Consider the following 10,845-nt stretch of genomic DNA (forward strand, 5'->3'; position numbering starts at 1 on the left):
GTGAAGAAAAACGGTTTTACACTAGTAGAACTTATTATAACCATATTGGTTATTGGGGTGCTGGCGGTAACCGCCGCACCTCGCTTTCTTGGTAGCGACACCGAAGAAGCCATTGCACTTCGGGACAGAGCCCTTCAGCTAGTGCGAAATATGCAGCTTCGCGCCATGCAAAACGTAAAAGACAGCAGCTGCGTGAAAATTACAAGTACAGTTATTGCTCCCCCCGCTGGACACGACTGCGCAAATGCTCTTTCCACTGCTTTTGACGACGACCAAGTTATCAATGCTTCTAATACTGATTTCACTTTTCAAACTGCAGATGAAAACGGCGATAGTTTTTCCCAAATTCAGTTTGACGGGTTTGGCCGACCAAGCAATATTGCCTGCTCAACTAACTGCAAAATTCAAATAAGTTCCTTTACCATGTGTTTGCAAAGTGAGGGAGCCATTTATGCGTGCTAACGGGATGCTCCCTACGCGTAGAAAACGCAGTGAAGGCTTTACTTTATTAGAGCTCGTAATTGGTATTGTTGTATTCACTATCAGCTTAACCATTGTGCTATCGCTTATTGTGCCGCAAGCTGAACAAACGGCTGAGCCATTTCGCCAAGTAAAAGCTGCTAAGTTAGGTCAGTCGTTAATGAACGATATTCTAAGCCGCTCTTATGATGAAAACAGCGACAGAAGCCCGCCATTTGAAACCTGTAATACTAAAGGAAATTGCTCAACAACCCTTGGTCCTGAAGAGGCGAGTGAAGACGACTATGACGATGTTGACGATTACAACGGCTACGTAGTGAATAATGTGGGCGGTAACTATAACAATTTTGGTTTTGCGGTAACGGTAGATTACGACAGTGACTTAGATGACAGTACGCCCACTGACGGTCAAACGTTCAAGCGTATTGATATAGCAGTGACTGCTCCAGACGGCCAAGTCTACAATTTCAGTGCTTATCGAGGGAGCTATTAATGTTTCCACGCAAAGCACAGCGCCAGCGCGGTTTTACACTTATAGAGCTTATTCTAGTGATCACTATTTTAGGTGTAATTAGCGTTTCTGTCGCCCAAGTGATTTCTTTAAGTGCGCAAATTTATATAACCGGCGCAGAGCGTACCCGCCTTGTTTCAGACGCGCGCTTCATTATTTTGCGACTGGAAAAGGAGCTACGCAATGTGGTGCCAAATTCAGTGTCATTTGATGCGAGTTTAGGGTGCCTGTCTTATTACCCGATTAAAGAAAGTGGTACCTATGTGGGTGATGCGTTCAATAATCCCATGCATGTTGTGGTGTTCAATAGTCAATTGAGCGTGAATGATACCCTTGTGATATACCCCACAAACCCGCAGAGCGTGAATGATAACGGGCGAACAATAGATACTATTGCTGATGCGGCTTCTGAGCCGACTAGCGATAATCAATATGAGCTCACGCTTAGCGCCGCGAACACACAATCTTCCCCAGGCAAACGCTTCTTCGTTCCTGAAGAACAAGTGACAATTTGTAGAACGTCTACAGCCCAAGGTGAACGCTTAATAAGAACACAAGGCGCTACGTCGGGCGTTCTTGGAACTAATGTGACATCGTGGAGCGCGAATGTGGTCACCGCGGGTTTACGCCAAAATGGCTTAATTGAGCTGCAAATGACCTTAGAAAGCAGTGATGATGAGCGGATATCCGTTGTACACGAGGTGCACTTCCCTAATGTGCCATAAAAAAACGCGACCAACCTTTTTTCATAGTAAAAACCGACGGCCCGTCGGTCTATGTAGTTCGCCTGCTCGGCAAAAAGGTTCTACAACGATTGTTGCGATCATTATAAGCATTGTTCTTTTAGGGCTTGGTATTGCGTTATCTAATCAAATTTCATCAAACATCCGTCAGCAATCCATTGAGTACTATGGTGCTCGCGCTTATTTGGCCGCACAAAGTGGAATGGAAGTCGCGATTTCGAGACTAATTAACGGGAATAACCCCGCGTGTTCCGTTATTACTCAGCCAGTAATTATTAATGCAGCTAACGTGCAGAATTGTGTTATTGCGCTATCTTGTGAAGTAGAGACCGAGGTCGAAGAGCCAGAAGTAGCCGCTGGTGAAATTAGGGTTTATGCGTTAGGTGCGGAAGCACAGTGCAGTGCAGGCCAGCTTGAAACCTCAAAACGCGTTCTTGTTGAAGTGAGGCAGGAAGAATAATGACATTTCGTATATCTCTTGTTCGAGCCCTTTTTATTGGGATGTTATCTGTATTGGCAATGCCCGTGTTAGCTGTCCCTCAAATCGAAGGTAGGTTCATCGAGCTTCAAAATACCTACAATAAAGCAGAGTGGACGACTATAAGCTTTTCGCAGGTGTATGACGAGCCTCCGGCCGTATTCATGCTATCGACCAATCAGGGGAGTAACCCTGCTATCGTTAAAATTCGCAACGTGACCAGAACGGGCTTTGAAGCATTGCCCCTTGAGCCCTCTGGTGAAGATGGCCCTCATATCACTATGGGAGGTCATTATCTAGCGATTGCCTACGGCGTTCACGAATTCCCTGACGGCGATATTGTTGAGGTAGGAAAAATGGAGCTGGATGCTACTACCATCCAAGCTGCTACCAATTCTCCTTGGTATTTTCCAACAGGACCATTAGTGCCTGGTACTGAAGATGCGCGATACGCAGAAGTGCCTCTTCAGACAGATTTTGGCGAGCAACCCGTTTTCTTCCACTCTATTCAAACTGTTAATAACCAAGTTGACGTAAATGGCAAGAAACCTCCCAATGAACATCTACTGCCATTCCTAACCATTGCAGCTAAATATGAAGCGCCTTCATACTATATAGCTTTGGAAGCGTCAGAAACAGATTATGAACCTGTAACACAGCCCGAGACCGTTGCTTACATGGCAACCACGGAAGGGTTTGACCGCAGGTTCTTCGACGACAATGGTGTAGAGGTAGTCTGGGAGGCTGACTTTGCAGACGTGCGCATTCAGGGGTGGGACGACGGCTGTTTTCGAAATAACTTTAAGAACTCTTATACGCAAACCCCTTTGGTTGCTGCCAGTAAGATCAGCCGCAATGGTCAAGACGGAGGGTGGCTGCGCAGTTGTCAGGTAAACAAAAATAGATTGGGGCTTCGCGTTGATGAAGACCGAAGTTTAGATTCAGAACGTAATCACGCCGAAGAAGATGCCAGTATTTTAGCCATGACATCAGAATTTGTGTTCAGCGGTGAAGTGCCAAGTTGTGACGTGGCATTCCCTGGAGCGGTAGCAGCATTTGGCGGCTCGGCTATTAATCTCCCCGCTAATAGCCGTATTATCGATGAAAACAGCGGCGTACTAAGTGCAACGCAATTAATCCCCGGAGGAACAGCTGGTACAGCAGATTATCCTAAGTGTGGAGAGCCGGCTGTTGACTGTACCGTAAATAACACAGACTCACTGACCGAGTCACAAGCCAGAGCAATACCTAGCATCACTGTTGATGACAGCGGCCCCGAAATAGCAGCCGGTAATTTAGCAGGGGATTACTACTTCAGCAGGCAAAATGTGCTGATGGCAGCGGGTAACTATAACGTCGTAGCCCCTACACGCATCTATATTTCCGATCCAGGTACAAATCCAATTGGCGAGCCAACCCGCTTCGTTATGGCTAATGCCAACGTTACCGTCGCTGATGGTGCTTACCTAGCGATTTATGTAGACGGCGACGTAGTTATTGATGGCTCTAACCCTAACGCCTTAGTTATTGCAAAAGGTTCGGTTACATTCGCTAATGTTGGTGATGAAACCATCATTGGTCGTTTTAATGCTGGTGGAGGAATTGAATCCGTTTCTTCAACAACGGCAACTCTTCCAGCACCTCTTAGAGTTACTGCAAACGAAGTACCGAATAATATTCCCGGCATATGTGGTCGTGAGGTTATCGAAGTACTTAATCACTATCGCTATGAATTAGCGGACAACAAAGGCAGTAGCTGTGCGGCTAAACAGATAACGCTTAAGGCTTGTGCAGATGTGAATTGCGATCTCATCTACTCTCAGCCTTCAACGGTTAATTTGTCTCCGCAAAACAATGCTAATTTTCAGTGGAGCGGAAATGATGTCGTCTCTTTTACTGGGCAGATTTCGTTAGCGCTAGACAGCTTGAAAGGAAACGATACAAAGCTTGCAACACTAGGCGAAACGCCATCTTCACAGCTTCGCTGTTTTATTGGGGGAAAGGATGTAGGTATTGAAGGGTGTAAAATTGACTTCAAAGACGATGGTCTAGTGTTCAAAAACCTTACAGACAACACCGCCACTATTGTAACCCAACTATCTGGCAAACCATCAGATCAAGGCTTTAATAGTAAGACCTATGCTGTCGAGGCCTGTGGTAACTCAGAATTTTTAAGAAACAAAGTTGTAGATGTGGACCTTAACTACAATTGCGCAAGTTCTAGCACTTGCTCGAATAAGGTAGCCCTGTCAAATAACAATAACACGTATGAACTTGGGTTATCTGCGGATACCTTCGCACTGCAATTTGACGCAAACTCTCGCGCAGAGTTTACGGTGCAGTATCCTGATGCGGGTGAATTGTCGCTTACAGGAACAATTACTGACAGAGCCGCTATAACGGGCTCTTCAAATATCTTCACAGTTCGCCCTTTCGGTTTCGCAATGGACATTTTAAATGACAGTGGAACCAGTACTAATCTCAACGGATATGCGACTAACGCAAATGGCTCACTGCTGAAGCGCACGGGAGAAAACTTTGTACTAGGTCTTCGCACTGTGCAGTGGGTTGATGGCGAAGACAGCAATAACGACGGTATACCAGATAACTTCGCAGAGTTAGCTAATAACAACACAGCCGAGCATTATTCAGGAAGTGTTACTCTGACCCCTCAACAAATCTTACCAGCAGGTGGGACAGCAGGTTCATTAAGCGTCACTGCCGTTAATTTTGATAACGAGGGCAAAGTCAGCTTGGCTCTAAATTACGATGAGGTTGGTACTATATCTATCGCTGCGCAAAGTACGTATTTAACAAACTCTACCGTACTTGGTGAGGTAAGTAATGTGGGGAGGTTTGCGCCCTCTAATTTTGCACTGACGGGAAATGTAGTGGCGGCGTGTACGGCGAGTGATGCGTTCAACTATTTTGGTCAGCCAATCAGCGAAGTGAGCTTCTCTCTCACTGCCCTTAACCAAAATGGCAGCCGCACTGTGAACTACTACGATGGTTTCGACAAGCTAACAAGCCTTACGCTGCAGGTAGAACACGACGGAAGCCTGCTAGATCGTTTAGAAAATATAAACACGATTTCATGGCCTCAAAGTGGGACTACAGGTCAAATCACCTTTTCTGACAATGACATAGTATTTAGCCGTTTGGGGAGCGCAGCGCTCGACGGAGCATATATGAATGCGTCTATTGCGCTGGTGGCTGATAGTGGACAAATTGAGAACGCAAACTTTAACGGGCTTTCTTGCACGGGTTCCTGTGTTGATGATTTTGGTGATGCGGTCAACTTCGCCTATGGCCGAGCCACGTTAATAAACAACTATGGCGCAGCAGATGAAGCCCTATTGTTACCACTTCGTACCCAATACTGGGATGGTCAAACGTGGCGCATAAACACGTACGACAACTGCACGGATTTTGCACATGCTAATATAAATGATGCCTCAGGTGAGCTAGTTTCTTCTGAAGACGGAACCCTAAGTGAAGGTGCGTATACCACCGGCGAAGGCATGCGTTTATCATCGCCAAACGGGGCTGGTAATTATCCTGTGACTTATACCCCTGATGCATGGTTGCTGTGGGATTGGGATGGAGATGGCGAAGCTGACAATCCGCCTAGCGCCACGCTAACCTATGGTGTTTACAGAGGGAACGACAACATCATTTACAAGCGCGAGCAAATCAACAATTAGAAAAGTATGGGCTGGATTTGGTCGTAACGCCGTGCGTTAAAAACACCATCGCGACCTCAATACAAAAAGACCTGGCTAATCGACCAATGTTTTTGAACCTTCCGTTTTTTGTAAGGTCATTAGTGGGTCTAAAGTAGGAATAAATCGATTAACGCGTAAGTGCTATGCCTTTATGGGGCAGTCGCCGAATTTGCTTGTTAATAAAGTAGTTATTTTGGCTCTAAGTGACAGCATCACTTGCCCAAAATTGCCCCCATTGTTAAAGTGTGCGAATAAATATCGACTTCACGTTAAAGCGTCGCCATCTCACCTTTGCAAATACGCGTTAACACAGAAACAGGAATACACACTTCATGTTTAAAAAGCTTCGAGGCATGTTCTCTAATGATCTGTCCATCGACCTCGGAACAGCTAACACGCTGATTTATGTAAAAGACCAAGGTATTGTTCTAAACGAGCCTTCAGTAGTAGCTATTCGTCAAGAGCGCGCAGCCGGGCCGAAAAGTGTTGCGGCAGTAGGTGCAGAAGCTAAGCGAATGCTTGGTCGTACACCAGGTAATATACGCGCTATCCGCCCGATGAAAGACGGTGTTATTGCCGACTTTTACGTGACTGAAAAAATGCTTCAGCATTTTATTAAGCAAGTGCATGATAATAATTTCTTGCGTCCTAGCCCTCGTGTATTGGTATGTGTACCTTGTGGTTCAACACAAGTAGAACGCCGAGCGATTAAAGAATCTGCGTTGGGTGCGGGTGCGCGAGAAGTTTACCTTATTGACGAGCCAATGGCTGCGGCAATCGGTGCAGGCTTGCCTGTATCAGAAGCGCAGGGTTCTATGGTGGTAGATATCGGTGGTGGTACTACCGAAGTTGCTATCATTTCACTAAACGGCGTGGTCTATTCATCTTCTGTTCGTATTGGTGGTGATAAGTTCGACGAAGCTATCATTAACTATATTCGTCGTAATTTCGGTTCTCTTATTGGTGAAGCTACTGCTGAGCGTATTAAGCACGAAATTGGCGCGGCGTATCCAGGCGAAGAGGTTCGTGAGATTGAAGTTCGTGGTCGCAACCTAGCAGAAGGCGTGCCTCGCGGGTTCACGCTAAATTCAAATGAAATTCTTGAAGCACTTCAAGAACCGCTAACGGGTATTGTTTCTGCCGTAATGGTGGCGCTAGAGCAGTCTCCACCAGAGCTCGCTTCTGATATTTCTGAGCGCGGTATGGTACTTACCGGCGGTGGTGCACTTCTTAAAGATCTAGATAGGCTATTAATGGAAGAAACGGGTATCCCAGTGGTTATCGCTGATGATCCGTTAACCTGTGTAGCACGCGGCGGTGGTAAGGCTTTCGATATGATTGACCTTCACGGTGGCGACCTGTTTAGCTACGAATAAACAGGAAAGGCAACCGTAAGGTTGCCTTATTTGTATCATGGATACTATTTTTACTCGCGGCCCTTCTCTAAATATCAGGCTTACGCTGGCGCTTGTGTTGTCAGTCACACTGATATTTGTTGATCACAAAATGGATGGCTTCAAATCTACGCGGGTGTACCTCAACTCTTTGATGAGCCCACTTCAATACATTGCTAACCTCCCCGGGTTAATGCTAAGCGAGAGCGCCCAGCGCCTTACCTCTAAAGAACAGCTACTGGCTGAAAATCAAAAGCTGAATAATCAACTGTTGCTAATGAGCGAAAAACTTCAGCAGTACGATGTTATCGCAAAAGAAAATGCTCAGCTTCGCGAACTGCTTCAAGCACCCGTGCGCCTATCTTCTAAAAAGATGGTTGCCGAGCTGATGGCGGTAGATAAAAACCCCTATAGTCAGCAGGTTGTCATCAATAAAGGGGCGATAGATGGGGTATATCCATCGCAACCGGTTCTTGATGAAAAAGGTATTGTGGGTCAGGTGATGGAAGTGGGGTCAACCAACAGTCGTGTATTGCTGATTGCTGATGTGACACACGCCATCCCAGTACGCTCTCTTCGAAATGATATCCGCTTTATTGCCACCGGCAGCGGTGCGCTTAACGAGTTATATCTTGAACATGTACCGCACAGCGTAGACATTCAGGAAGGCGATACCCTTATTTCATCGGGGCTGGGTAAGGTATTTCCAGAAGGTTACCCTGTGGCAACAGTTAAACAGGTAGTGAGAGATGAAAGTCGTCCCTTTGCTCGGGTGATAGTTACACCCATGGCGAATTTAGACAGACTTCGTCATCTTTTGCTTTTATGGCGTACGGATGATTCATCACAAAAGTCTGACACTGAAAAGGATGAAAAGGTAAATACACCTGCTACCAGCGAGGAAGAGTCTTCAGATGCGTAAACGTAACCTCGTTATTTGGTTGAGTCTGTTAGTGGCGCTGGTACTGCAAATTGTTCCTTTGCCCACTCAGGTAGATGTGTATCGTCCTGACTGGGTGCTAGTTGTCCTTGCATACTGGAGTATGGCGTTGCCCCACAGAGTAAATGTAGGTGTGGCATTTTTAACTGGTGTTGCAATGGATGTGCTCGTGGGTACAACGTTGGGCATTCACAGCTTCGGTTTAAGTATTTGTGTTTATGTATTGGCTGCTAATTACCAAAGGCTAAGAAATTACTCTGTATGGCAGCAGGCAATTATCATTGGTCTACTTGCTTCGCTATATCATTTATTAACGTTTTGGGTTCAGCACCTCTTAACGGATATCTATTTCCAAGTTGATTACTTGTGGCCAGTCTTAACGTCTATGGTGCTATGGCCGTGGGTGTTTTGGCTACTTAGGCGCACGCGTAGACAACTATCAATTTCTTAATGAAAACACCTTCACGATTAAACCAAAGGTAAGCCAATGACAAAATCGGTAGTGTTAGCGTCAGCCTCACCACGACGCACTGCTTTGCTCAAGCAAATGAACATAGCCCATACAATACAACCTGCCGATATTGACGAGTCGCCTCGTGACAATGAATCACCGCTGGAGCTTGTAGCAAGGCTTGCTACTGAAAAAGCCCAAGCAGTAAAGGCGCAGTTAGTGTCTCAGGGCGCAATGACGAAAGATAAAGTCATTTTAGCCAGCGACACCCTGATATCTTTTAACGGGCGAAGTGTGGGCAAGCCCGAAGATAAAGCCGACTCAAAACGCATTCTTACCATGCTTTCTGGTAAAACTCATGACGTACTTACGGCTATTTGTGTACTCAATGACGCTCAGCAACAGACACAAGTCATTACCACATCTGTGACTTTTGCAGCATTGACGGATGAGCAAATTGACGCATACTGGGAAACAGGAGAACCTGCCGATAAAGCAGGGAGTTACGCTATTCAGGGTATTGGTGGTGAATTTGTGGTCTCTATCAACGGTAGTGCAAGTGCCGTAATAGGTCTACCGCTATACGAAACCCGCCAATTACTTAATGCATTTGGACTGAATGAATTTGGAGTAGTATCGTGAGTGCTGAACTGCTTATCAACGTTACCCCGTCAGAGTCACGGGTGGCGCTTATTGAAAACGGAATACTGCAAGAAATTCACGTAGAGCGTCATACTAAACGGGGTTTAGTTGGCAATATTTATCGTGGAAAAGTAAGCCGTGTATTGCCGGGAATGCAGGCGGCATTTGTCGATATTGGGTTAGAAAAAGCGGCGTTTTTACATGCCTCTGACATTGTCATCCACAATGAGATTGCTGAAGAAGTCTCGGCAAGCCATATTCAGAAGCAAGACATTCGTGAGCTGGTACGAGACGGTCAAGATATTGTGGTTCAGGTGGTAAAAGATCCCATCGGTACTAAAGGTGCTCGCCTTACCACAGATATCACTATTCCCAGCCGATATCTGGTATTTATGCCCTCGGTAACCCACGTGGGTGTATCGCAGCGTATTGAAGAAGAGTCAGAAAGAGATCGTTTAAAATCCCTTGTACAAGAATTTTGCGATGAGAATGGCGGCTTTATTCTTCGTACTGCCGCAGAGGGCGTGGGTAAAAATGAGTTGCAGTCAGACGCCGCGTTTTTGCGAAGGCTGTGGGATAAAATTCAGTCGCGTATGAAAAAGCGCAAGTCGAACGTGCTTTACGAAGACTTACCGCTTGCGCGACGAGTTCTACGAGACTTTGTAGGCACAGAGCTAGACAGAATTCGAATCGACTCAAAACTATCATTCAACGAACTACATCAGTTTACCAAAGAGTACGTGCCGGAAATGAACGGCAAGCTCGAGTATTACCCAGGTGATAGACCTATTTTTGATTTGTATGATGTTGAAAACGAGGCGCAGCGGGCGCTAGAGCGTCGCGTGGACTTAAAATCGGGCGGCTATTTGATCATCGATCAAACCGAAGCCATGACCACAATCGATATTAATACGGGCGCTTTTGTTGGCCACCGGAACTTAGAAGAAACAATTTTTAACACCAATATTGAGGCGACGCAGGCCATTGCCCGTCAACTAAGGTTGCGTAATTTAGGCGGTATGATCCTTATCGACTTCATTGATATGATTGAACCAGACCACAAACGACGTGTCTTACATTCATTAGAGGTGGCGACGAACAAGGACAGAGCCAAAATAAATATTCACGGCTTTACCGCGTTAGGGCTGATTGAAATGACCCGTAAGCGCACCCGTGAAAGCATTGAGCATATACTGTGCGGCGAATGCCCGGTGTGCAAAGGCCGAGGCACAGTAAAAACTATTGAAACCATTTGCTTTGAAATTATGCGTGAGATTGTAAGGGTGAATCGCGCCTATGATGCAGACAAGTTTGTGGTTTATGCCTCACCCAAAGTGGCGGAAGCCTTAATGGGTGAAGAGTCTCATATGCTGGCAGAACTAGAAGTATTTGTGTCCAAACAAATCAAGGTTCAAACCGAAACACTGTACAATCAGGATAAGTACGACGTCGTCATGATGTAATGCATTAACGTATACAAA

General features: G+C 45.9%; 10 protein-coding genes. All 10 read left to right on the forward strand.

The annotated features are described in order from the left end of the window. The 10 genes from ACYX4W_RS04755 (at position 1) to rng (ending at position 10,827) form a co-directional block, all read left to right on the forward strand. Entirely contained in the window at positions 1-462 is a 462-nt protein-coding gene (locus ACYX4W_RS04755) for a type II secretion system protein (RefSeq protein ID WP_474857334.1), read from the forward strand. Beyond that, entirely contained in the window at positions 452-973 is a 522-nt protein-coding gene (locus tag ACYX4W_RS04760) for a type IV pilus modification PilV family protein (RefSeq protein ID WP_476074842.1), read from the forward strand. Before ACYX4W_RS04755 ends, ACYX4W_RS04760 begins: the two co-directional genes overlap by 11 nt. Continuing rightward, positions 973-1,716, forward strand: a complete 744-nt coding sequence (locus ACYX4W_RS04765) for a type II secretion system protein (RefSeq protein WP_476074843.1) — start codon at positions 973-975, stop codon at positions 1,714-1,716. Before ACYX4W_RS04760 ends, ACYX4W_RS04765 begins: the two co-directional genes overlap by 1 nt. Further along, positions 1,706-2,194: a pilus assembly PilX family protein gene (locus ACYX4W_RS04770; RefSeq protein WP_476074844.1), complete on the forward strand. Its 489-nt coding sequence runs from the start codon at positions 1,706-1,708 to the stop codon at positions 2,192-2,194. Before ACYX4W_RS04765 ends, ACYX4W_RS04770 begins: the two co-directional genes overlap by 11 nt. Next, entirely contained in the window at positions 2,194-5,916 is a 3,723-nt protein-coding gene (locus tag ACYX4W_RS04775) for a DUF6701 domain-containing protein (RefSeq protein ID WP_476074845.1), read from the forward strand. Before ACYX4W_RS04770 ends, ACYX4W_RS04775 begins: the two co-directional genes overlap by 1 nt. 353 nt (positions 5,917-6,269) lie before the next feature. Beyond that, a complete protein-coding gene (locus ACYX4W_RS04780; protein ID WP_118490596.1) occupies positions 6,270-7,313 on the forward strand; it encodes a rod shape-determining protein in 1,044 nt (347 codons plus the stop codon). A gap of 37 nt (positions 7,314-7,350) precedes the next feature. Continuing rightward, positions 7,351-8,253, forward strand: a complete 903-nt coding sequence (gene mreC, locus ACYX4W_RS04785; protein ID WP_476055231.1) for a rod shape-determining protein MreC — start codon at positions 7,351-7,353, stop codon at positions 8,251-8,253. Further along, positions 8,246-8,722 carry a rod shape-determining protein MreD gene (gene mreD / locus ACYX4W_RS04790; protein ID WP_118490591.1) on the forward strand — a complete coding sequence of 159 codons (477 nt, stop codon included), beginning with the start codon at positions 8,246-8,248 and terminating at the stop codon, positions 8,720-8,722. Before mreC ends, mreD begins: the two co-directional genes overlap by 8 nt. A 36-nt stretch (positions 8,723-8,758) precedes the next feature. Continuing rightward, a complete protein-coding gene (locus ACYX4W_RS04795) occupies positions 8,759-9,364 on the forward strand; it encodes a Maf family protein (RefSeq protein WP_476074846.1) in 606 nt (201 codons plus the stop codon). Beyond that, positions 9,361-10,827, forward strand: coding sequence for a ribonuclease G (gene rng / locus ACYX4W_RS04800; protein WP_179982059.1), 1,467 nt, complete (start codon positions 9,361-9,363; stop codon positions 10,825-10,827). Before ACYX4W_RS04795 ends, rng begins: the two co-directional genes overlap by 4 nt. The last annotated feature ends 18 nt before the right edge of the window (positions 10,828-10,845 follow it).

This window comes from Alteromonas sp. ABH4_454, from assembly GCF_056311775.1.